At 73.3% G+C, this 21552-nt stretch carries 20 protein-coding genes; 5 read left to right on the plus strand and 15 right to left on the minus strand.

The window, feature by feature from the left end; genetic code table 11:
* Window positions 1-181 precede the first annotated feature (181 nt).
* Window positions 182-574, minus strand: coding sequence for a signal peptidase I (locus OG553_RS08920; RefSeq protein ID WP_405978470.1), 393 nt, complete (start codon window positions 572-574; stop codon window positions 182-184).
* A 61-nt stretch (window positions 575-635) separates the two neighbouring features.
* Here OG553_RS08920 and OG553_RS08925 point away from each other — a divergent pair, with 61 nt between their 5' ends.
* On the plus strand, window positions 636-1448 hold the full coding sequence (locus OG553_RS08925; RefSeq protein ID WP_405982993.1) for a GNAT family N-acetyltransferase: 813 nt from the start codon (window positions 636-638) through the stop codon (window positions 1446-1448).
* A 77-nt stretch (window positions 1449-1525) separates the two neighbouring features.
* A complete protein-coding gene (locus tag OG553_RS08930; protein ID WP_405978471.1) occupies window positions 1526-2035 on the plus strand; it encodes a DinB family protein in 510 nt (169 codons plus the stop codon).
* Between the two features lie 64 nt (window positions 2036-2099).
* On the opposite strand, the gene OG553_RS08935 is transcribed toward OG553_RS08930, so the two are convergent.
* Window positions 2100-2834, minus strand: a complete 735-nt coding sequence (locus OG553_RS08935; protein ID WP_405978472.1) for a siderophore-interacting protein — start codon at window positions 2832-2834, stop codon at window positions 2100-2102.
* A gap of 72 nt (window positions 2835-2906) precedes the next feature.
* On the opposite strand from OG553_RS08935, the gene OG553_RS08940 reads away from it, so the two are divergent.
* Complete coding sequence (locus tag OG553_RS08940) at window positions 2907-4979, plus strand: penicillin acylase family protein (protein WP_405978473.1); 2073 nt, start codon at window positions 2907-2909, stop codon at window positions 4977-4979.
* The gene (locus OG553_RS08945) at window positions 4976-5590 is read left to right on the plus strand and encodes a GNAT family N-acetyltransferase (RefSeq protein ID WP_405978474.1); all 615 of its coding nucleotides are present in this window, start codon (window positions 4976-4978) and stop codon (window positions 5588-5590) included. Before OG553_RS08940 ends, OG553_RS08945 begins: the two co-directional genes overlap by 4 nt.
* Window positions 5591-5636: 46 nt before the next feature.
* Here the strand turns inward: OG553_RS08945 and OG553_RS08950 are convergent, their stop codons facing one another.
* From OG553_RS08950 to OG553_RS09005, 12 genes are all read right to left on the minus strand, one after another.
* Window positions 5637-6281, minus strand: a complete 645-nt coding sequence (locus OG553_RS08950) for an isochorismatase family protein (RefSeq protein ID WP_405978475.1) — start codon at window positions 6279-6281, stop codon at window positions 5637-5639.
* A 90-nt stretch (window positions 6282-6371) separates the two neighbouring features.
* Window positions 6372-7364: a GlxA family transcriptional regulator gene (locus OG553_RS08955; RefSeq protein WP_405978476.1), complete on the minus strand. Its 993-nt coding sequence runs from the start codon at window positions 7362-7364 to the stop codon at window positions 6372-6374.
* A 141-nt stretch (window positions 7365-7505) separates the two neighbouring features.
* Entirely contained in the window at window positions 7506-8996 is a 1491-nt protein-coding gene (gene gatB / locus OG553_RS08960) for an Asp-tRNA(Asn)/Glu-tRNA(Gln) amidotransferase subunit GatB (protein ID WP_405982994.1), read from the minus strand.
* A 37-nt stretch (window positions 8997-9033) separates the two neighbouring features.
* Window positions 9034-9279 carry a hypothetical protein gene (locus tag OG553_RS08965; RefSeq protein ID WP_125816106.1) on the minus strand — a complete coding sequence of 82 codons (246 nt, stop codon included), beginning with the start codon at window positions 9277-9279 and terminating at the stop codon, window positions 9034-9036.
* Complete coding sequence (gene gatA, locus OG553_RS08970; protein WP_405978477.1) at window positions 9276-10775, minus strand: Asp-tRNA(Asn)/Glu-tRNA(Gln) amidotransferase subunit GatA; 1500 nt, start codon at window positions 10773-10775, stop codon at window positions 9276-9278. Before gatA ends, OG553_RS08965 begins: the two co-directional genes overlap by 4 nt.
* A 5-nt stretch (window positions 10776-10780) precedes the next feature.
* Window positions 10781-11077, minus strand: a complete 297-nt coding sequence (gene gatC / locus OG553_RS08975; protein ID WP_007266718.1) for an Asp-tRNA(Asn)/Glu-tRNA(Gln) amidotransferase subunit GatC — start codon at window positions 11075-11077, stop codon at window positions 10781-10783.
* A gap of 282 nt (window positions 11078-11359) precedes the next feature.
* Window positions 11360-13558 carry a putative bifunctional diguanylate cyclase/phosphodiesterase gene (locus OG553_RS08980; RefSeq protein WP_405978478.1) on the minus strand — a complete coding sequence of 733 codons (2199 nt, stop codon included), beginning with the start codon at window positions 13556-13558 and terminating at the stop codon, window positions 11360-11362.
* Between the two features lie 383 nt (window positions 13559-13941).
* Window positions 13942-16152, minus strand: a complete 2211-nt coding sequence (ligA, locus tag OG553_RS08985; RefSeq protein ID WP_405978479.1) for an NAD-dependent DNA ligase LigA — start codon at window positions 16150-16152, stop codon at window positions 13942-13944.
* A gap of 31 nt (window positions 16153-16183) precedes the next feature.
* Window positions 16184-17167 carry a methionine synthase gene (locus OG553_RS08990; protein ID WP_405978480.1) on the minus strand — a complete coding sequence of 328 codons (984 nt, stop codon included), beginning with the start codon at window positions 17165-17167 and terminating at the stop codon, window positions 16184-16186.
* Window positions 17164-17853 (minus strand): SDR family oxidoreductase, encoded by a 690-nt coding sequence (locus OG553_RS08995; protein WP_405978481.1) that lies wholly within the window; start codon window positions 17851-17853, stop codon window positions 17164-17166. The genes OG553_RS08990 and OG553_RS08995 overlap by 4 nt, the downstream gene beginning before the upstream one ends.
* A gap of 61 nt (window positions 17854-17914) precedes the next feature.
* Entirely contained in the window at window positions 17915-18259 is a 345-nt protein-coding gene (locus tag OG553_RS09000) for a DUF1330 domain-containing protein (RefSeq protein ID WP_405978482.1), read from the minus strand.
* Window positions 18260-18347: 88 nt separating this feature from the next.
* Entirely contained in the window at window positions 18348-19352 is a 1005-nt protein-coding gene (locus tag OG553_RS09005) for a GlxA family transcriptional regulator (RefSeq protein ID WP_405978483.1), read from the minus strand.
* 125 nt (window positions 19353-19477) lie between these two features.
* On the opposite strand from OG553_RS09005, the gene OG553_RS09010 reads away from it, so the two are divergent.
* Window positions 19478-20401: an NADP-dependent oxidoreductase gene (locus OG553_RS09010; RefSeq protein WP_405978484.1), complete on the plus strand. Its 924-nt coding sequence runs from the start codon at window positions 19478-19480 to the stop codon at window positions 20399-20401.
* Here OG553_RS09010 and mnmA read toward each other — a convergent pair.
* Complete coding sequence (gene mnmA, locus OG553_RS09015; protein WP_405978485.1) at window positions 20398-21540, minus strand: tRNA 2-thiouridine(34) synthase MnmA; 1143 nt, start codon at window positions 21538-21540, stop codon at window positions 20398-20400. The two genes, OG553_RS09010 and mnmA, sit on opposite strands and share 4 nt — an antisense overlap.
* Between the last annotated feature and the right edge of the window lie 12 nt (window positions 21541-21552).

The raw sequence follows: 21552 nt of genomic DNA on the forward strand, positions 1-21552 counted from the left end.
TTCACCGGGAGGTGGCCCGACGCAAAGAACTCATGAACTCGTGGACTTGTGAAGGTTCGGCCGCGAGGTCCGCCGCGGCCAGGGTGGTCTACACCTCGATTGACACGATTCCAGCCTTTGGTGATCGTTGGCTGGTTTCGTGTGCATCGTCACAGGCTCGTGGGGGAATGCGGGACCTTGGTCACTGGTGCTCCGGGGCGGACGGCTCGTCGGCCCGGTAGCCGGGGAGCGAGGGCCAGCGCACGGTGAGGACCACCGAGTCCTCCTCCGCGTGCCAGGAGTGGTCGACGCCTCGCCCCCACACCACGTAGTCGCCCTGCTCGGCGAGGACCACGGTGCGGCCGGGGAACTCCAGCCGGAACCGGCCGCTGATCAGTACCTGGAGGGCGGTGCGGCGCTCGCCGGTGACCCACCGCTCGCGCTCCTCGCCCTTGGGGTGGACCCCCCACTTGATCTCGACGTCCTCACTGCGGCGGGGATCGCCGGGGCTCTTGAAGTGGCCCAGGAGCCAGCCCCGGTCGGCGGCGGCGTCGGGGGTGGCCTTGCCGGTGTAGATGGCGGAGTCGTCAGTCACGTCGTGAGGCTAATGCAGTTGTACGCGCGGCCCCGCACCTGGTCAGCTGGCCCCCATGACGATGGATCTTGATGAACTGATGAAGGTGCGCGACCGCTACGACGCGGAGATGCGGCGCGACGCGCAGCCCGACGGCGCGCACGCGCGGGTGGAGCGGGTGGGCCGGGTCGTACGCCAGACCGTGCCGGGGCTCGGATGGAACGGCGTGCTCTGGTCGGACCTCGACGAGGAGACGGCGGACGCGGAGATCGCGGCGCAGGTGGCGTACTTCGGGGCGCGCGGGGAGGAGGAGGGCGGGCCGGAGTTCGAGTGGAAGCTGTACTCCCACGACGGCCCGGCCGACCTCGGGGACCGGCTGCTCGCGGCGGGCTTCGTGCCGGAGGCGCCCGAGACGCTGGTGGTCGCCCGTACGGCCGACCTCGCCGCCCTGCCGGTGGAGCCGCCGGAGGGGATCACCCTGAAGGTGGTGAAGGACGAGGCCGGGGTGGACCTGATGATGGAGGTGCACCACCGGGCCTTCGGCACGGAGCGCCCCCGGATCCGGGAGCAGATGCTCACGCTGCTGCGGGAGGAGCCGGACACCATCGAGGCCGTGCTGGCGATGGCCGGGGACGTCCCGGTCAGTGCGGCCCGGATGGAGATGCGGCCGGGCAGCGCCTTCGCCGGCCTGTGGGGCGGCGGCACCGCCCCGGAGTGGCGCGGCCGGGGCATCTACCGTCTGCTGGTGGCCCACCGCGCCCGTGTGGCGGCGGCCCGGAACATCCCCTACCTCCAGGTCGACGCCTCGGACGACAGCCGCCCGATCCTGGAGCGCCTGGGCTTCGGCGTGCTCGGCGTGACGACCCCGTACATCTGGCAGGGCACCCGCTCCTGACCCGCCCGCGCCGCTGCCGCCGGCCGGCCGGCGCAAATGCGTTTCGCGCGCCCGGGGAGACGGGGGAGGATCGCGGCATGGAGAAAACAGAACGCTTAGGCCCGCCCCTGACCGGCGGGGAGCGCGAGACGCTCCGGGCCTACCTCGACTTCCACCGCGCCACCCTCGCCTGGAAGTGCGAGGGGCTCGGCGACGAGGAACTGCGGCGGCAGTCGTCGCCGCCGTCCACCCTGTCCCTGCTGGGGCTGGTGCGGCACATGGCCGAGGTGGAGCGGCAGTGGTTCCGTCGCACGATCGGCGGCGCCGACGTACCGCACCTGTGGTCGGAGAACCGCGACTTCCAGGCCGCCTACGACGCGACGGACGCCACCCGCGCCGAGGCCTTCGCCGCGTGGCAGGCGGAGGTGGAGCACGCGCGCGCCGTCGAAGCCGCCGCCGAGTCCCTGGAGGTGACGGTGTACGTCCCCCGGTGGGAGCAGGAGGCCTCGTTGCGCCTGGTGATGCTCCACATGATCAACGAGTACGCCCGCCACAACGGCCACGCCGACTTCCTCCGCGAGGCCATCGACGGCACGGTCGGCGCGTAGCCGGTACGCCGACGGCCCGCGGACGGCTCGCGGAGGGGACGCGGACGGAGCGCGCGGGCCCGTCCTACGCGGCGCGCCAGTAGCCCAGGCTGTTCACGCGCTGCTTGGGCAGGCCCAGTTCCTTCTTGAGGTATCCGGCCAGGTCCCGGGTGGTCGCCGTGTCACAGGCCAGCCAGACGTACGCGTTGGCCGGGTCCGGGCCCAGCAGCTCCGGCAGTTCGGCCCGTACCCGGTCGGCCAGGGCCGACCCGTCGCGCGCCACCCGCCGGACCTCGTGCCGGTCCGGCTCGGCGCGCACGGGCAGTTCCGCGTCGGAGTCGTGCTGGGTCTCGAACCAGATGGTGGCCGGGGTGCTCGGGTAGGCGTCCAGCAGGGAGTTGACGGCCGGCAGCGAGGCCGGGTCGCCGATCACCAGCAGCCGCTCCGGCTCCGGGTCCGGCGCGGTGAAACCGGTGCCCTGGACGGTCGCCTCCAGGGTGTCCCCCGGGGCGGCCGTGCGCGCCCACCGGCTGGCCAGCCCGTCGTGCAGGGCGAACTCGAAGGCGAAGGTCCCGGCCGCCGGGTCGGGGTCCACCAGCGTGTAGGCCCGCTGGTGCGGACGGCTGCCGCCCTGGAACCAGACCCGGACCCACATGGTCGGGTGCAGGGAGGCGCCGGCGGCGGCCAGCAGGCCGCCGTCGCTGAAGCGGACCCGGCGGAAGTGCTCGGTGACCTCCTCAACCGCCGTGACCGTGAACGTGAAGTCCTTGCCGCGCAGCAGCTTGAGGACCACGCCCTCCCAGCCCTTGCCGACCGCCATGTCCGCCCCTCCCCCTGACACCCTTATAGTAAGGCCAGCCTAACCTAAGACGCCCGGGGAGACGTGAGCAGTGTGACTACAGAGCCCTACGAGGTCTACCGCGACAGCTGGGGCATCCCGCACCTGCGCGCGTCCGACCCGACCCGCCTCTCCTACGCGCAGGGCCGGACCACCGCCCTCGACCGGGCCTGGCAGCTGGAGGTCGAGCGGCACCGTGCACAGGGTTCCAGCGCCGCCTTCCTCGGCGCCGACTGCGTCCCCTGGGACCGCTTCGCCCGCCAGGCCCGCCTCGACGACACCGCCCGCCGCTGCCACGAGGCCCTGGACCCCGAGACCGCCGCCTGGCTGCGCGCCTACGTCGACGGCGTCAACTCCGGCCTCGCCGAAGGCGCCGCACGCGACGAGCGATTCGCCCGCACCGGCCACACCCCCACCCCGTGGGAGCCCTGGGTCCCGCTGTCGATCTGGATCGCCACCCACATCCTCTTCGCCGGGTTCGCCACCAAGCTCTGGCGCGAGCGCACTGCCCGCGTCCTCGGCGACGGCGCCGCCACCCTCTTCGCCACCGACGGCCCCGGCACCGCCGGCAGCAACGGCTGGCTGGTCCCGGGCGACCGGACCGCCACCGGCGCGGCGATCATCGCGGGCGACCCGCACCGGTTCATCGAGGACCCGGGCGTCTACCAGCAGATACGCCTGGCCTGCCCCGAGTACGACGTCCTCGGCCTGGCCGTGCCCGGCGTCCCCGGCCTCGCACACTTCGGCCACGCCGGCGGCGTCGCCTGGGCCATCACCAACGCCATGGCCGACTACCAGGACCTCTACGCCGAGCGCCTGCGCCCCGCCGGCGACGGCCTGGAGGCGCTCGGCCCCGACGGCACCTGGGAGCCCGTCGCCCGGCACACCGAGACGATCGCCGTGGCCGGCGGCGCCGACGTCGAGGTGGAGGTCCTGGAGACCCCGCGCGGCCCGGTCGTCGTCCACGGCGACGCCGACGGCCTGGTCCCCGACGGGGCCGACGCCCTCGCCCTGCGCTACCCGCCGCGCGTCCGCCGCGACCTGGGCTTCGCCGCGCTGCCCGCCCTGCTGCGCGCCCGCACCGTCGCCGACGTCGACCGCGCCCTCGACGGCTGGGCCGAGCCGGTCAACGTGGTCCACGCCGCCGACTCCGAGGGCGGCCTGCTGCACCGCGTCGCCGGAGCCGTCCCGCTGCGCGACGCCGCGAACCGGCTCCGGCCGGTGCCCGCCTGGGACGCCCGGCACGCCTGGCAGGGCTGGGCGGCCACCCCCGCCGAACCGGTGCAGGGCTTCGCCGTCATGGCCAACGCGCGCGGGATCGCGTCCCCGCTCGGCGTGGAGTTCGCGCCCCCGCACCGCGCCGACCGGATCCGGGAGCTGCTCAGCGGCTCGGCCGGCTGGTCCCCGAAGGCCATGGCCGACGTGCACGCGGACACCTACCTGGCCTCCGCCGGACCGCTGCTGGCGCTGCTGCCCGCGCCCGACGGCCTCTCCCCCGCCGCCGCCCGGCTCCGCGAGCGGCTCCTCGCCTGGGACCGGCACATGGCGGCCGACAGCACCGACGCCGCCGCCTTCGCCGCCTTCCGGAGCGCGACCGTACTCCGCCTCGCCGCCGACCCCGTCTTCGCCGGCCTGGCCCCGGCCCCCACCGGCCCCGAGGTCTTCCACCCCTGGCTGTACCTCCTGCCCCGCGTCGGCTACGCCCTGGAGGGCCTGCTGACCACTCCCCTCCTCCCCGGCCTCGACCGCGCCGCGCACGTCCGCGCCGCCCTGGAGGAGGCGGCGGAGGCCGGCGCCCACGACACCCCCTGGTCCCGGCTCCACCTCCTCGCCCCCTGGTCGGCACTGCCCGACCCGGAGGCCGAGTGGCCGGGCCTGGGCGGCGACCACGACTGCGTCAACGCCACCTCCTCCGTACCCGGGTTCACCGACCGCGCCGCCCGCGCCTCGGCGGCCCGCTACGTCTGGGACCTGGCCCGCCGCGAGGACAGCCTCTGGGCGGTCCCGCTGGGCGCGGACGGCGTCTCCGGCTCCCCCCACCACCTCGACCAGCTGCCCCTCTGGGCTCGCTGCGAACTCGTCCCCGTCGTCACCGACTGGGCCCGCCTCACCAAGGAATCCGTATGAGAACCGGCTCCGCCGCCGCCCCCGCGTCCACCCGTACGCCCGTCCACACCCAGCACGTCGAGGACTTCGGGACGGTCACCATCACCCCCGTCGACCCCGCCGCCGACTCCGCACTGCTCCACTCCTGGGTCACCGAGGAGCGGGCGCGCTTCTGGGGCATGGCGGAGGCGAGCCGCGAACTGGTCCAGGAGATCTACGAGGACGTCGACCGCCGCACGACCCACCACGCGTTCATGGTCCACCGCGACGGCGAGCCGGTCGCGCTCTTCCAGACGTACGAGTGCGCCGAGGACCGGGTCAGCGAGTGCTACGAGGTCCGGCCCGGGGACGTCGGCGTGCACCTGCTGATCGGCCCCAGCCACGGCGGGGTCCAGCACGGCTTCACCGGCGCCCTGATGAAGGTGTTCATCGCCTACGTGTTCTCCGACCCCGCCGCCCGCCGCGTCGTCGGCGAGCCGGACGCCCGCAACGCCAAGGCCATCGCCCTGCTGGAGCGGACCGGCTTCGAGCTCGGCCCCGAGGTCGAGCTGCCGGAGATCGACCTGCCCGAGGTCTACCTCCCGGCGAAGCCGGCCCGCCTGGCCTTCCTCAGCGCGCCGGACGCCCGCTGAGGAACTCCGCGACCGGGGCGGCCCGTTCCGCCGCCGCCAACGATCGCTACAGAAGACCGTCCGCCCCCTGCACCACGACGCCGAACAGGTCCGCGATCGTGGTCAGGGCGGCGGCCTGGAGGGCCGCGGCGGGCAGGACCGTGCCGTCCGGGGCGGCCAGGGAGCGGGTGGCGGTGGCCTCGGCGACCACGGTGGGCCGGTATCCGCGGTAGAAGGCCCCCTCGGCGGTGAAGGTGACGCACATGTGCGTCATGAAGCCGGCCAGCACCAGCTCCTTGCCGCTGCCCGCGCCGAAGCCCAGCCCCGTGAGGACCTTCTCCAGCTCGGTGCCGTGGAAGGCGTTCGGGACCTGCTTGACCACCACCGCCTCGCCCTCGGCCGGGGCGACCTCGTCGCTGATGGCACCGACGTGGGCGCGGATGTCGTACGGGGTGCCCTCGCCGCCGTCGTTGACGACGTGGACCACCGGCGCCCCGGCGGCGCGGGCGCGCTCCAGCAGCCGGGCGCCCGCCGCGAGGGCCTCCTCGGCGCCGTCCAGGGCCATCACGCCGGAGCGGTAGGTGTTCTGGAAGTCGATCAGCACCAGGACGGAGTCCGCCAGCCGGGCCGGACGCCCGTCCAGCCCGCTCACCTCGCGCAGGGTCGCGGAGACGGCACCGGCGTTCGTGTTCGTGTTCGTGTTGGCGCTCATGAAGACCTCTCAAAAGTGATGGACAAGGATGAATCACACGGAAGAAGGCGTGGCGGAGCCGCCCTTCCTCCTCCAACGGTTCGGCCGGGGTCAGCCGGCCTGGGTACGGAACCGGCGCCGGTAGGCCGCCGGGGTCGTGGCGAGCTGCCTGCGGAAGGCCCGGTGCAGGGTCTCCGCGGAGCCCAGACCGGCGGCGGCCGCGACCTGGTCGAGCGGGCTGTCGGTGGTCTCCAGCACGCGCCGGGCCACCTCGATGCGGGCCGCTTCGACGTACGCGGCGGGGCTGGTGCCGGTCTCCTGGGTGAAGACGCGGGCGAAGTGCCGCTCGCTCAGGCACATCCGGGCCGCCAGGGCCGGTGCGGACAGGTCCGCGTCGAGGTGGTCGGCGATGTACAGCCGCAGCTCGTCGATGTCCCGGCGGCCCGCGGCCGGCCTGCTGAGCGGTACCGAGAACTGGCTCTGTCCGCCCTGCCGCTTGAGGTACATCACCAGCTGCCGGGCCACCGCCAGCGCGGTCTGCTCGCCCATGTCCTCCGCGACGAGGGCCAGCGCCAGGTCCAGACAGGCGCTGATCCCCGCCCCGGTCCAGAGCCGGCCGCGGTCGGTCCGTACGAAGATCGGATCGGGGTCGACCACGACCTCCGGATGATCGGCCGCCAGCTGCGCGGCGGTCGACCAGTGGGTGGTCGCCGTCCGCCCGTCCAGCAGCCCGGCCGCCGCCAGCAGGTGCGCCCCCACGCACACCGACGCCACCCGCCGGGCGTGCGGGGCGGTCTCCCGCACCCACGCCACGACGGCGTCGTCGATCCGGGCGACCGGGCCGGCCCCGGTCATGTCGACCGCGCCGGGCACCAGCAGGGTGTCCACCCGCCCGCCGACCTCGCCGAAGGCCCGGTCGGCCAGCAGCCGCACCCCGGCCGAGGTCCGCACCGGTCCGGCCGCGGGCCCCGCGAGGGTGACCTCGTAGCCGGCCCGGCCGCCGGTCTCCCTGTTGGCCAGGGAGAAGACCTCGGCCGGGCCGGTGACGTCGAGGAGGTCGACATCGGGGAAGACCGCGATGACGACCCGGTGGGGAGTGGGCATGACCCCATCCTCACGCGGCCCCCGGATGGCGGCAATGACGATTCCCCGTCACATCCGGACACGGCCCCCGCCCTGCCCGGACACGGCGGAGGCCCCGCACCGGGATCCGGTGCGGGGCCTCCGTCGGGTGTTGCCCCGGGCTCAGCCCTCGACGCCGAGGCGCTCCAGGATGAGCTCCTTGACGCGGGCCGCGTCCGCCTGGCCGCGGGTGGTCTTCATGACCGCGCCGACCAGGGCGCCGACGGCGGCGACCTTGCCGCCGCGGATCTTGTCCGCGATGGCCGCGTTGCCCGCGATGGCCTCGTCCACGGCCGCGCCGAGCGCGCCCTCGTCCGAGACGACCTTCAGGCCGCGCTTGTCGACGACCTCGTCCGGGGTGCCCTCGCCGGCGAGGACGCCCTCGATGACCTGGCGCGCCAGCTTGTCGTTCAGGTCGCCGGCCGCGACCAGGGCCGCGATCCGGGCCACCTGGGCCGGGGTGATCGGCAGCTCGTCGACGACGACGCCCTGCTCGTTGGCGTTGCGCGCCAGCTCGCCCATCCACCACTTGCGGGCGGCGGTGGAGTCGGCGCCCTCCTCGATGGTGGCGACGATGGAGTCCACCGCGCCCGCGTTGAGGATCGACTGCATGTCGTGCTCGCTGACGCCCCACTCCTCGCGGAGGCGGTTGCGGCGCACGCGCGGCATCTCCGGCAGCCCGGCGCGCAGCTCCTCGACCCAGGCGCGGGCCGGGGCGACGGGGACCAGGTCCGGCTCGGGGAAGTAGCGGTAGTCCTCGGCGTTGTCCTTGATGCGGCCGGCCGTGGTGGAGCCGTCCTCCTCGTGGAAGTGCCGGGTCTCCTGCACGATCGAGCCGCCCGACGAGAGCACCGCCGCGTGGCGCTGGATCTCGAAGCGGGCCGCGCGCTCGACGGAGCGCAGCGAGTTGACGTTCTTCGTCTCGCTGCGGGTGCCGAACTCGGACTCGGGGGTCGGGCGAAGCGACAGGTTGACGTCGCAGCGCATCTGGCCCTTGTCCATGCGGGCCTCGGAGACGCCGAGCGCCTTGATGACCTCGCGCAGCTCGGCGACGTACGCCTTGGCGACCTCGGGGGCCCGCTCGCCCGCGCCCTCGATGGGCTTGGTGACGATCTCGATGAGCGGGATGCCGGCGCGGTTGTAGTCCAGCAGGGAGTGGGACGCGCCGTGGATGCGGCCGGTGGCACCGCCGACGTGCAGCGACTTGCCGGTGTCCTCCTCCATGTGGGCGCGCTCGATCTCCACGCGGAAGATCTCGCCGTCCTCCAGCTGGACGTCCAGGTAGCCGTTGAAGGCGATGGGCTCGTCGTACTGGGAGGTCTGGAAGTTCTTCGGCATGTCCGGATAGAAGTAGTTCTTCCGGGCGAAGCGGCACCACTCGGCGATCTCGCAGTTCAGCGCGAGACCGATCTTGATGGCGGACTCGACGCCGATCGCGTTGACGACCGGGAGCGAGCCGGGCAGACCGAGGCAGGTCGGGCAGGTCTGCGAGTTGGGCTCGGCGCCCAGCTCGGTGGAACAGCCGCAGAACATCTTGGTCTTGGTGCCGAGCTCGACATGGACCTCAAGGCCCATGACGGGGTCGTACGACGCGAGGGCGTCCTCGTACGACATCAGTTCGGTGTAGGTGCTCACGGTGAAACTTTCCCTCTCAGCCCAGCAGGACGTCGTCGTCGCCGAGGCGCTTCAGCTCGCGGTACAGGATCGCGAGGCCGGTGACGATGGCGGCGGCGGACACAACGGCGTCGACGAGCTTCAGCGTGTCGTGGTCGGTGCGGGCCTTGCGGGCCTGCTTGATCACGCTGATGGCACCGAAAGCGGTGGTGCCGATCGACAGGTAGGTGCCGGACTTGGACTTCTTGAAGCCCTTGGCCTTGGACAGTGCACTGGAACTCACAGGGACGGAGCCTCCTCAAGCAGCGGGTGGCCCCAGCGCTCGACGAAGGCGGCCTCGACGGCGGCACCGACCTTGTACAGCCGGTCGTCCTTCATCGCCGGGGCGATGATCTGCAGCCCGACCGGGAGACCGTCCTCCGGTGCCAGGCCGCAGGGCAGCGACATGGCGGAGTTGCCGGCCAGGTTGGTCGGGATGGTGCACAGGTCCGCGAGGTACATCGCCAGCGGGTCGTCGGTGCGCTCACCGATCGCGAAGGCGGTGGTCGGGGTCGTCGGGGAGACGATCACGTCGACCTGCTCGAAGGACTTCTCGAAGTCCTTCGTGATGAGCGTGCGGACCTTCTGGGCGGAGCCGTAGTACGCGTCGTAGTAGCCGGAGCTGAGCGCGTACGTGCCGAGGATGATGCGGCGCTTGACCTCGTCGCCGAAGCCGGCTTCGCGGGTCAGGGCGGTGACGTCCTCGGCGGACTTCGTGCCGTCGTCGCCGACGCGCAGGCCGTAGCGCATGGCGTCGAAGCGGGCCAGGTTGGAGGAGGCCTCGGACGGCGCGATCAGGTAGTACGCGGCCATGGCGAGGTCGAAGGACGGGCAGTCCAGCTCGACGATCTCGGCGCCGAGCTCCTTGAGGAGCTCCACCGACTCGTTGAAGCGCTGGACGACGCCGGCCTGGTAGCCCTCGCCGGCGAACTGCTTGACCACACCGACGCGCATGCCGGCGACGGAACCGTTGCGGGCGGCCTCGACGACCGGAGGGACCGGGGCGTCGATGGAGGTGGAGTCGAGCGGGTCGTGGCCGGCGATGACCTCGTGCAGGAGGGCCGCGTCCAGGACCGTACGGGCGCACGGGCCGCCCTGGTCGAGGGAGGAGGAGAAGGCCACCATGCCGTAGCGGGAGACGCCGCCGTAGGTGGGCTTCACGCCGACGGTGCCGGTGACGGCGGCGGGCTGGCGGATGGAGCCGCCGGTGTCCGTGCCGATCGCGAGGGGCGCCTGGAAGGCGGCGAGCGCGGCCGCGGAACCGCCGCCGGAGCCGCCGGGGATCCGGGTGAGGTCCCAGGGGTTGCCGGTGGGGCCGTAGGCGCTGTTCTCGGTGGAGGACCCCATGGCGAACTCGTCCATGTTGGTCTTGCCGATGATGACGACGCCGGCTTCCTTCAGCTTGCGCGTCAGGGTGGCGTCGTACGGCGGGATCCAGCCTTCGAGGATCTTCGAACCGACGGTGGTCGGGACCCCGACGGTGGTGAAGATGTCCTTGAGGGCGAGCGGGACGCCGGCCAGCGGGCCGAGCTTCTCGCCGGCCGCGCGCTTGGCGTCGACGGCCGCCGCCTGGGCGAGCGCGCCCTCGCGGTCGACGTACAGGAAGGCGTTGACCTTCTCGTCCGTCGCCTCGATGCGGGCGAGGTGGGCCTCGGTGACCTCGACGGCCGTGAGCTCGCCGGAGGCGATCTTCTCGGCGGTCTGGGCGGCCGTGAGCTTGATGATGTTGGTGTCAGCCATGGTGATTAGTCCTCCCCCAGGATCTGCGGCACCTTGAAACGCTGCTGCTCCTGGGCGGGAGCGCCGGAAAGCGCCTGCTCGGGGGTGAGCGAGGGACGGACCTCGTCCGCGCGCATGACGTTCGTCAGCGGCAGCGGGTGGGAGGTCGGCGGGACGTCTTGGTCGGCGACCTCGGAAACGCGGGCGACCGCGCCGATGATGTCGTCGAGCTGTCCGGCGAAGTGGTCGAGCTCTTCGCTCTTCAGTTCCAGACGTGCCAGCCGAGCGAGGTGGGCGACCTCCTCGCGCGTGATGCCAGGCATGCAGCGATCCTCTGGGGGTGAGTGTGTAGGTTTCGGGCCCAATCCTATGGGGCCCGCCGCTGGACCTGCTAAACGGTTTGCCGGCGGCCTGCGGCACGGCACGGGTGGACCGCTGCGCGGGGCCGTCCCCTACCCGCCCTTCACCCGTTCTCGCCTCAAACGCCGGCGGGGCTGGAAGATCCAGCCCCGCCGGCGTTTGAGGCGCGGGTCCGGGCAGCGCCCGGGGAACGGTGGAAGGGCGGGTAGGGGAGCTCGCCCCGCGCAGCGGCGGCCCCGCCCCGGCTACGGGGCCGGGGTTTCGGCGGAGCCCGTGGCGGCGAGTTCCGCCGTGATGTCGGCCGGGCGGCGCCAGCCGCGCTCGCCCCGGGCGAGCAGCCAGGCGGTGGCCTCCTGCGGCGGCATGGCGGCGGCGACCAGCCACCCCTGCACGGCGTCGCAGCCCAGGTCCCGCAGCCGCTCCCAGGTCTCGTCGTCCTCGACGCCCTCGGCGACCACCAGCAGGCCCAGGGAGTGGGCCAGGTCGACCGTGCAGCGGACGATCTCCGCGTCCTGGGCGTCCACCGCGAGGCGGGCGACGAACGAGCGGTCGATCTTCAGCTCGCTCACCGGCAGTCGCCGCAGGTGCACCAGCGAGGAGTAGCCGGTGCCGAAGTCGTCGAGGGACATCTTGACGCCGTGCCCGGTCAGCCCGGCCATGGTGTCGGCGGCCCGCTGCGGGTCCTCCAGCAGGACGTGTTCCGTTATCTCCAGCTGGAGGCCGCTCGCCGGGACCCCGTGCCGGGCCAGCCGGGCGGCGACGGCGCCCGCGAAGCCGGGGGTGTGGACGTCGCGCGGCGAGACGTTGACGGCGACGGGGACCTTCAGGCCCTGCGCCCGCCACCGGGCTACCTGGGCGAGGGCGGTCTCCAGGACGTACTCCGTCAGGTGCGGCATCAGCCCGGAGGTCTCGGCGATCGCGATGAACTCGTCCGGGGGGACCCGCCCCCGCTCCGGGTGCACCCAGCGGACCAGGGCTTCCAGGCCGGCCACCTGGCCGTCGAAGCGGACCTTCGGCTGGTAGTGGAGTTCCACCTCGCCGGCGTCGAGGGCCCGGCGCAGGTCGCCGAGGAGGCCGAGCCGGTCGGGGGTGTTGCTGTCGCGCTTGGACTCGTAGACCTCGACGCCGGTGCGGTCCCGCTTGGCCTGGTACATGGCCACGTCGGCCCGGCGCAGCAGGCCCTCCGCGTCGAGCGCGTGGTCGGGGAAGACGGCGAGGCCGGCGCTGGCCTCCAGGACGAGGGTGAGGCCGTCGAGGTCCAGCGGGGAGCTGAGCTCGGCGACCAGGTTGCGGGCGACGCGCTGGGCGCTGGTGGTGGAGTCGGTGGTGGGCAGGAGCACGGCGAACTCGTCGCCGCCGAGCCGGGCCGCCTCCGCTTCGGGCGGCAGCGCCTGGCGCAGCCGCTCGGCGATCTGGAGCAGCAGCCGGTCCCCCGCGAGGTGGCCGAGGGTGTCGTTGACGGCGCGGAAGCGGTCCAGGTCGATCAGTACGAGGGCGGAGCGGGTGCCCTGCCGTTCGGCCTCGTCCAGGGCGGACCAGGCGCGCTCCAGCAGCCACTGCCGGTTGGGCAGCCCGGTCAGCGGGTCGCGCAGCTGTTCCTCGGCGCGGGCCCGGGCGATCCACAGGGTGGAGTCGAGGGCGATGAGCGGTACGGCGAACAGCGGCAGCAGTACCGGCTGGGTGCTGGCGACCACGCAGATCAGCGGGGCGATGCCGAGGAGGGCCGCGGCCACCAGGGCCTGGCGCAGGATGGTCGCGCGGGCCACGGTGGGCAGTCCGCCGCCGCGCGGGGTGAGCGCGAACCAGAGCAGGATCCGGGTGACGAGCAGGTAGGAGAGGGCGACGAGGATCACCTCGGGGGCGGCCGCGAGGTCCCAGTCCATGGGGAGCCACGGTCGTTCGACGCTGGGCGCGTCGCCGAAGGCGGCCAGTACGAGGGCTCCCGCGCCGATGCCGAGGATGTCGACGGAGCCGTGCAGCAGGCCCTGGCGCCAGCGCTGCCGGCGGGCGGCCCCGACGAGGGAGACCACCGCCAGGGAGACGAGTCCGGCGGGGATCCAGCCGTAGAGGATCAGGACGCCGAGGGTGAGCGCGGCACCGGATCCGGTGCCGCCCCACCAGCGGTCGCGGCCCAGGGCGACGAGGTGGCCGACGATGATGCCGGTGAGGAGGGCGAGGCCCCATCCGACGGACCCGCCGGGGAACAGTGCCTGACGGTTGGTCAGTGCGGCGGCGATGCCGGCGGCGAGCACCACGGCGGCGAAGCCGACGAGGGCGAGGGGCAGCACGGTGCGCCGCCGCTCCTGTCCCGGCACGCCCGCTCCGGTGTCGAGGGCGCGGGTCTCCGGTGTCCTGGCACCCAGGACACCGAGCCGGCCCGCCCGCACGGGCGGGATGTCCCCGCCGAATTCAGGTGACGGGTCGGCGCTTTCGGTGGGTTTCATGCCCGTCCCTCTCACAGCCGGCGATGCCGATGCCACGCGATGGCCCCGATGTCATGCCATCACGGCTGAAAGCGCATCAGGCAGCCGCGCACGACAGGCGCACCCCACAACAGTAGGACGCGAGAGGGTCCCAGGGGCAGCGGTCGGCGGTGGTTGCCCGAATGCGGCCCAGCCATCCTCATCAGTACGGTATCCGCCGAACGGGTGAGTTTGGACCAGGACCCCCCTGTCACCCGACCGATGATCCGACAGCTCATCACCCCTGGACCAGCCGTGTACCGGCCGTTTGCCACCGGGAGCCGCGCCGGGCGTGCGCCCGCCCGCACGGACGGGCGCCATGCATCCGTTCGCCTCCGCCGCCCCCTGGACGACTCCCGTGCGGGTTACTCCCCGTCCTCGGCAGCGGCGGCGCCCTCCAGCGGGAGTGCGGCCTCGCGCGCGGCGTCGGGCCCCTGTCCGAGGAGCACCTCGAAGCCGGCGTCGTCGAGGACGGCCAGCTTGAGCTGTACGGCCTTGTCGTACTTCGAGCCGGGGTTGTCGCCGACGACGACGAAGGAGGTCTTCTTCGACACGGAGCCGGTGACCTTGGCCCCGCGGCTCTGCAGGGCCTCCTTGGCCCCGTCCCGGGTGTGGTTCCGGAGGGTGCCCGTGACGACCACGGTCAGCCCCTCCAGCGGGCGCGGCCCCTCCTCCTCGGCGGAACCTTCCTCCTCCATGCGCACGCCGGCCGCCCGCCACTTGCGCAGGATCTCCTGGTGCCAGTCGACGGCGAACCACTCCTTGAGGGAGGCGGCGATGATCGCCCCGACGCCCTCGGTGGCCGTCAGCTCCTCCTCGGTGGCCTGCTCGATGCGGTCGATCGAGCGGAACTCACGGGCGAGCGCCTCCGCGGCGACCGGGCCTACGTGCCGGATCGACAGGCCGTTGATGATCCGGGCCAGCGGGCGCTCCTTGGCGGCCGCGATGTTCTCCAGCATGGCCAGGGCGTTCTTCTTCGGCTCGCCCTTCTGGTTGGCGAAGACCGTGACGATCTTCTCCTCGCCCGTCTTCGGGTCCCGCTTGGGCAGTCCGCTGTCCGGGTCCAGGACGTACGCCTTGATGGGCAGCAGCTGCTCGATGGTGAGGTCGAACAGGTCGCCCTCGTCCAGCAGCGGCGGCTGCGCCGGCTCCAGCGGCCCGGTCAGGGCGGCTGCGGCCACCATGCCGAAGTTCTCGATGTCGAGGGACTGCCGGCCGCCCAGGTAGAAGAGGCGCTCCCGCAGCTGCGCGGGGCAGGTCTGCCCGTTGGGGCACCGGACGTCGATGTCCCCCTCCTTCATCGGGCGCAGCTCCGTCCCGCACTCGGGGCAGAGGGCCGGCATGACGAACTCGCGCTCGGTGCCGTCCCGCAGGTCCACGACGGGGCCGAGGATCTCGGGGATGACGTCGCCGGCCTTGCGCAGGACGACGGTGTCCCCGATGAGGACGCCCTTGGCCTTGACGACCTCCTGGTTGTGCAGGGTCGCGAACTCGACTTCGGAGCCGGCCACCGTCACCGGCTCGACCTGGGCGTACGGGGTCACGCGCCCGGTGCGCCCGACGCCGACCTTGATGTCGACGAGCTTGGTGTTGACCTCTTCGGGGGCGTACTTCCAGGCGATCGCCCAGCGGGGGGCGCGGGCGGTGGAGCCGAGGCGGCCCTGGAGGGCGATCTCGTCGAGCTTGACGACGACGCCGTCGATCTCGTGCTCCACGGAGTGCCGGTTCTCTCCGAAGCGGGCGATGAACTCGCGCACCTCGGCGAGGGAGGAGACGACCTGGTTGTGCCGGGCGGTGGGCAGGCCCCACTCGCGCAGCAGCTCGTACGCCTGCGACTGGCGCTCGATCTCGAAGCCCTCGCGGGCGCCGATGCCGTGCACCACCATGTGCAGCGGGCGGCTCGCCGTGACCTTGGGGTCCTTCTGGCGCAGCGAACCGGCCGCCGCGTTGCGCGGGTTGGCGAAGGGCTTGCCCTCGGCCTCGACGAGCCGGGCGTTGAGCTCCTCGAACTTCTCCATCGGGAAGTACACCTCGCCGCGGATCTCGACGAGGGCCGGGACCCGGTCCCCCTTGAGGCGGTCCGGGATCTCGGCGATGGTGCGGACGTTGGGCGTGATGTCCTCGCCGGTGCGGCCGTCGCCGCGGGTGGCGGCGCGGACGAGGCGGCCGTTCTCGTAGGTGAGGTTGACGGCGAGGCCGTCCACCTTGAGCTCGCACAGGTAGTGGTAGTCCGGGGTGTTCACGTCCCGGGCCACCCGGTCGGCCCAGGCGGACAGCTCCTCGTCGTCGAAGGCGTTGTCGAGGGAGAGCATCCGCTCGCGGTGCTCCACGGAGGCGAAGTCCGTCTCGTACGCCCCGGCCACCTTCTGGGTGGGCGAGTCGGGCGTGCGCAGCTCGGGGTACTGCTCCTCCAGGGCCTCCAGCGAGCGCAGCAGCTGGTCGAACTCGGCGTCGCTGACGACCGGCTGGTCGTTCACGTAGTACCGGAAGCGGTGCTCCTCGACCTGCTCGGCGAGCAGCTGGTGCTGCTCCCGCGCCGCCGTCGGTACTGCCGTGTCCTGCTGTTCGGCTGCCATGCCGTGTCCTCCCGTGGCCCGTCCTCGACCGTCACTCAGGGTTGTCGGCGAGCGACCTCGCCGCCCTGACGCAATGGGCCTGCGCCGCGCGGGCGTACGCGGGCGAGGCACCCGCCAGACCGCACGACGGGGTGACCACGACGGACTCGGCGAGAGTCCCCGGGGCCAGTCCCAGCCTGCGCCAGAGCTTCCTGACACCCATGACGCTACCGCCCGGGTCCGACAACGGGGCATCGGTGCCCGGCACCACTCCGGCGAAGAGTTTGAGGCCGCCTTCGACGGCCTCGCCGATGGCGTCGTCCTCGCGCTCGGTGAGCAGCGAGAAATCGAACGAGGCGCCCGTGGCGCCGGCCCGGTGCAGCAGCGCGAAGGGGACCTCGGGCGCGCAGGAGTGCACGACGACCTCCCCGTCGTGCACGGCGAAGAGGTCGCGCAGGGTGCTCTCGACGACCTGCCGGTCGACGGCCCGGTAGGTGCGGTAGCCGCTGGCGGAGCGCACCCGGCCGCGCAGGACGGCGGTGAGGGACGGCTCGTCGTACTGGAGCACGATCTCGGCGCCGGGGACGCGCTTGCGTACGTCGGCGAGGTGGTCGCGCAGGCCCTCGGCGAGGGATCCGGCCAGGTCGCGGCAGGCTCCGGCGTCCTGGAGCACGGCCTCGCCGCCGTGCAGTTCGAGCGCGGCGGCCAGCGTCCAGGGGCCGACGGCCTGGACCTTGAGCTTGCCGGTGTAGCCCTGGGTGAACTCCTCCAGGGCGTCGAGGTCCTCGCCGAGCCAGGAGCGGGCGCGGCGGGTGTCGCGGCCGGGGCGGTCGCTGACCCGCCAGCCGCTGGGCTCGACGTGGGCGTACATGTCGACGAGCAGCCCGAGGGAGCGGCCGATCATGTCGGCGCCGGGTCCGCGGGCGGGCAGCTCGGGCAGGTACGGGAAGTCCTCGAAGGAGCCCGTCGCGGTCTTGGCGGCCTCGCGGGCGTCGCCGCCGGGCAGCGAGCCGACGCCGGTGGCGCTCGCGGTCATCGGCCGGGCCTGACGGACAGGTCGTTGACCTCGGCGTCGCGCGGCAGGTCGACGGCCATGACGATGGTCGTCGCCACGGACTCGGGGTCGATCCAGCGCTCGGGGTCGTACTCCTTGCCCTCCTGGGAGTGGACCTTGGCCTGCATGGGGCTGGCGGTGCGGCCCGGGTAGACGGAGGTGACGCGGATGCCGTTGGCCTTCTCCTCGGCGCGCAGGGAGTCGGCGAGGGCCTTGAGGCCGTGCTTGGAGGCGGCGTACGCGCTCCAGTCGGCGTGGGCGGTGAGGCCGGCGCCGGAGTTCACGAAGACGACGGTGGCCTTGGAGGCGCGCAGGGTGGGCAGCAGCAGCCTGGTGACCTCGGCGGGGGCGATCAGGTTGACGTTGAGCTGCTGGTGCCAGGTCTTGGGGCGGAGCTCCCCGACCGGTCCGAGGTCGACGATCCCGGCGATGTGGAGCAGGGAGTCGATCCGCTCGGGGACCGGCTGCTTGGAGAAGGCCCACGACAGCCGGTCGGGGTCCGCGAGGTCGCCCACGAGGGTCCGCGCGCCGGGGTAGCGCTCGACGAACTGCCGGGCGCGCGCGGCGTCGCGGGCGAGGAGGACGAGGTCGTCGCCGCGGGCGTGCAGGCGGGAGGCGACGGCAGCGCCGATACCGGAACCGGCACCGGTGATCAGGTGAGTAGGCATACCGCCATGCTCGCATCCGCCCGGCCCCCGCCGCCGCCTCGGTCCGCGGCCGGGCGGGGGGTCAGAGTCCGGCGGCCTCGCGGAGGGCGCTGGCCCGCCCGGTGGCGTCGTAGTCGGCGGGGACGCCCTCGACGAGGAAGGCGGTGCCGGGGATGTGGTCGGTGCGCAGCGGGAGGATGGCCTGGTAGGCCTCGGAGGCGTACCAGGCGCGGGCCCGCTCGACGTCGGGGAAACCGATGACGACGACGGTGCCGGGGAAGGGGCCTTCGAGGACCTCGACCTCCTTGCCGTGGACGAGGAAGCGGCCGCCGAAGGGGTCCATGGTGGCCTGGATCTCCTCGATGTAGCGCAGGACGTCCTCGTTGATCGTCGGCCGGTGCAGGTGGGCGATGGCGTACGCGGTCATGTGGGCCTCCCCTGTCGGTGCGCCGGGCGGTCCCGGCCGTTGCTCCGATGCTGTCAGCGGGCGGCGGGCGTGGCGATTACCCCGGAGGTCATGCCCGGGCGGCGGGCTGGAAGGTGCGGCGGTAGGCGATCGGGGAGACGCCGATGGACGCCCGCATGTGCTGGCGCAGGGAGTTGGCCGTGCCGAAGCCGGAGCGGTGGGCGACCAGGTCGACGGGGAGGTCGCTGGACTCCAGCAGGTGGCGGGCGATCTCCAGGCGCTGGGCGGTGAGCCACTGGACGGGGGTCATGCCGACCTCGTCGCGGAAGCGCCGGGTGAAGGTGCGCAGGCTCATGCGGGCGTGCTCGGCGAGTTCGGCGAGGGAGATGGGCTCGCCGAGCCGTTCCAGGGCCCAGGCGCGGGTGGCGGTGGTGGTGGCGACGGTGGGCTCGGGGACCGGCCGGTCGATGAACTGGGCCTGCCCGCCGTCGCGCCAGGGCGGTACGACGCACATGCGGGCGGCCCGGTTGGTGACGGCGGCGCCGTGGTCGCGGCGGATGAGGTGGAGGCAGAGGTCGACGCCGGCGGAGACCCCGGCGGAGGTCAGGACGTCGCCGTCGTCGACGAAGAGGACCTCTTCGTCGACCCGGACGCGGGGGTAGGCCCGGCGGAATTCGGGGGCGAGGTTCCAGTGGGTGGTGGCGGGCCGGCCGTCGAGGAGTCCGGCGGCGGCGAGCACGTAGGAGCCGGAGCAGATGGAGACGAGCCGGGTGCCGGGCCGGATGCAGGCGATGGCGGCGGCCACCGCGGGCGGCAGCGGGGCGCCGAGCGCCAGCTCGGGCATGGCGTGGGTGGGCGGGACGATCACCGTGTCGGCGGCGGCGAGGGCCTCCGGGCCGGCGGCGGGCTGGAGCGTGAAGCCGGAGTCGCTGGGGACGGGCTCGCCGTCGGCGGTGCAGACGACGACCTCGTAGAGGGGTTCGCCCGTCTCGTCCACGGCCTGGCCGAAGACGCGCGAGGGGATGCCCAGCTCGAAGGGCGGGAAGCCGGGCAGGGCGAGCACCGCGATCAGGTGCCTGCCGTGCGGGCCGCTTCCGTCCGGATATGTACCCATGGCCAGATCCTGTCACATGGTGGCCGGACGGCCAATACCGCCGTGGTGGGCGATGCCCGAATCTGAGTGATGTCACCGGGCGAGGCCCGGAAGAGTACGGAATCAGCCGGAAAGAGGCAGTAGAGATGCGTGCGATCGTCGTGAACGCGTGGGGCGGCCCCGAGACCCTGGTCGAGCGGGAGATCGAGCGGCCCGAGCCGGGCCTGGGCGAGGTCCTCGTCCGCGTCCACGCGGCCGGGGTCAACCCGGTCGACTGGAAGACCCGGGCGTCCGGCCACCTGATCGAGTGGGGCGGGACGCCGATCGTCGGCTGGGACGTCTCGGGCACGGTCGAGGCCGTCGGCCCCGGCTCGACCGTCTTCCGGCCGGGCGACGAGGTGTACGGCATGCCGCTCTTCCCTCGGCAGGCCGGCGGCTACGCGGAGTACGTGGTCGCCCCGGCCCGGCAGCTGGCCGCCAAGCCCGCCTCGCTGACCCACGTCGAGGCCGCCGCCCTGCCGCTGGCCGCGCTGACGGCCTGGCAGGCGCTGGTGGACACCGCCGGCGTGCGCCCCGGCGAGCGGGTCCTCGTCCACGCGGCCGCCGGCGGGGTCGGACACCTGGCGGTGCAGATCGCCAAGGCGCGCGGGGCGTACGTGATCGGCACGGCCAGCGCGGGCAAGCACGAGCTGCTGCGCTCGCTGGGCGCGGACGAGGTCGTCGACTACCGCGCCGTGGCGTTCGAGGACGTCGTCTCGGACGTGGACGTGGTCCTGGACGGCCTCGGCGGCGAGATCGCCGAACGCTCCCTCTCGGTGCTCCGCGAGGGCGGCCGGCTGGTGACCCTGCCGGGCCCGGACGACGTGCCGGCCGACAGCCGCGGCTTCCGCGCCGAGTGGGTGCTGGTCGAGCCGGACCGGCTGGGGCTGCGCGAGATCGCCGCACTGGCCGACGGCGGCGCGCTGAAGCCGCTGGTGGACACCGTCCTGCCGCTGGAGCAGGCCGCGAAGGCCCACGAGCTCGGCGAGCTCGGCCGCACCACCGGCAAGATCGTCCTGACGGTCGGCTAGGCCGTCGCGGTCGCGGCCTCCGCGCGGGTCGTCTTCGCGATGGTGGCGGAGCCGACCACGCGGGTGTCGTCGTAGAGGACGATCGCCTGGCCGGGGGCCACGCCGCGGACCGGCTCGGTGAAGGTGACGCGCAGCTCGCCGTCCACGACCTCGGCGAAGACCTCGGTCTCGCCGCCGTGGGCGCGCAGCTGCGCGGTGTAGGTGCCCGGGGCCGCGGGGGTGGAACCGCACCAGCGGGGGCGGATCGCGGTGAGGGCGGTCACGTCGAGGGCCTCGACGGGGCCGACGGTGACGGTGTTGTTCACCGGGGAGATGTCGAGGACGTAGCGGGGCTTGCCGTCGGGCGCCGGGTGGCCGATGCGCAGGCCCTTGCGCTGCCCGATGGTGAAGCCGTAGGCGCCCTCGTGGGTGCCGACCTTCTCGCCGGTCGCCCCGTCGACGATGTCGCCCTCGGCCTTGCCGAGGCGCTTGGCGAGGAAGCCCTGGGTGTCGCCGTCGGCGATGAAGCAGATGTCGTGGCTGTCGGGCTTCTTCGCCACGGCCAGGCCCCGGCGCTCGGCCTCGGCGCGGATCTCGTCCTTGGTGGTGATCGTGTCGCCGAGCGGGAAGAGGGCGTGGGCCAGCTGCTTCTCGTCGAGGACGCCGAGGACGTAGGACTGGTCCTTGGCCATGTCGGAGGCGCGGTGCAGCTCGCGGGAACCGTCGGCGTTCTCGACGACGGTGGCGTAGTGGCCGGTGCAGACGGCGTCGAAGCCGAGGGCGAGGGCCTTGTCGAGCAGCGCCGCGAACTTGATCTTCTCGTTGCAGCGCAGGCAGGGGTTCGGGGTGCGCCCGGCCTCGTACTCGGCGATGAAGTCCTCGACGACGTCCTCGCGGAAGCGCTCGGCGAGGTCCCAGCAGTAGAACGGGATGCCGATGACGTCGGCCGCGCGGCGGGCGTCGCGGGAGTCCTCGATGGTGCAGCAGCCGCGGGCGCCGGTCCGGAAGGACTGCGGGTTCGCGGAGAGCGCCAGATGGACCCCGGTGACGTCGTGCCCGGCTTCGACGGCACGGGCGGCGGCGACGGCGGAGTCCACACCGCCGGACATGGCGGCCAGGACGCGGAGGGGGCGGGCGGTGCGCGGCAGGTTCTCAGTCATAGCACCGTCCAG

Source organism: Streptomyces sp. NBC_00158, from assembly GCF_045160885.1.
Classification (GTDB): Bacteria; Actinomycetota; Actinomycetes; order Streptomycetales; family Streptomycetaceae; genus Streptomyces.

Bases quoted from the DNA above. Each gene is read 5' to 3' on its own strand.
- OG553_RS08925 (WP_405982993.1), top strand. From the start codon at position 636: ATGGATCTTGATGAACTGATGAAGGTGCGCGACCGCTACGACGCGGAG.
- OG553_RS08930 (WP_405978471.1), top strand. From the start codon at position 1,526: ATGGAGAAAACAGAACGCTTAGGCCCGCCCCTGACCGGCGGGGAGCGC.
- OG553_RS08935 (WP_405978472.1), bottom strand. From the start codon at position 2,834: ATGGCGGTCGGCAAGGGCTGGGAGGGCGTGGTCCTCAAGCTGCTGCGC.
- OG553_RS08945 (WP_405978474.1), top strand. From the start codon at position 4,976: ATGAGAACCGGCTCCGCCGCCGCCCCCGCGTCCACCCGTACGCCCGTC.
- OG553_RS08950 (WP_405978475.1), bottom strand. From the start codon at position 6,281: ATGAGCGCCAACACGAACACGAACACGAACGCCGGTGCCGTCTCCGCG.
- OG553_RS08955 (WP_405978476.1), bottom strand. From the start codon at position 7,364: ATGCCCACTCCCCACCGGGTCGTCATCGCGGTCTTCCCCGATGTCGAC.
- gatB (WP_405982994.1), bottom strand. From the start codon at position 8,996: ATGTCGTACGAGGACGCCCTCGCGTCGTACGACCCCGTCATGGGCCTT.
- gatA (WP_405978477.1), bottom strand. From the start codon at position 10,775: ATGGCTGACACCAACATCATCAAGCTCACGGCCGCCCAGACCGCCGAG.
- gatC (WP_007266718.1), bottom strand. From the start codon at position 11,077: ATGCCTGGCATCACGCGCGAGGAGGTCGCCCACCTCGCTCGGCTGGCA.
- OG553_RS08980 (WP_405978478.1), bottom strand. From the start codon at position 13,558: ATGAAACCCACCGAAAGCGCCGACCCGTCACCTGAATTCGGCGGGGAC.
- ligA (WP_405978479.1), bottom strand. From the start codon at position 16,152: ATGGCAGCCGAACAGCAGGACACGGCAGTACCGACGGCGGCGCGGGAG.
- OG553_RS08990 (WP_405978480.1), bottom strand. From the start codon at position 17,167: ATGACCGCGAGCGCCACCGGCGTCGGCTCGCTGCCCGGCGGCGACGCC.
- OG553_RS08995 (WP_405978481.1), bottom strand. From the start codon at position 17,853: ATGCCTACTCACCTGATCACCGGTGCCGGTTCCGGTATCGGCGCTGCC.
- OG553_RS09000 (WP_405978482.1), bottom strand. From the start codon at position 18,259: ATGACCGCGTACGCCATCGCCCACCTGCACCGGCCGACGATCAACGAG.
- OG553_RS09005 (WP_405978483.1), bottom strand. From the start codon at position 19,352: ATGGGTACATATCCGGACGGAAGCGGCCCGCACGGCAGGCACCTGATC.
- OG553_RS09010 (WP_405978484.1), top strand. From the start codon at position 19,478: ATGCGTGCGATCGTCGTGAACGCGTGGGGCGGCCCCGAGACCCTGGTC.
- mnmA (WP_405978485.1), bottom strand. From the start codon at position 21,540: ATGACTGAGAACCTGCCGCGCACCGCCCGCCCCCTCCGCGTCCTGGCC.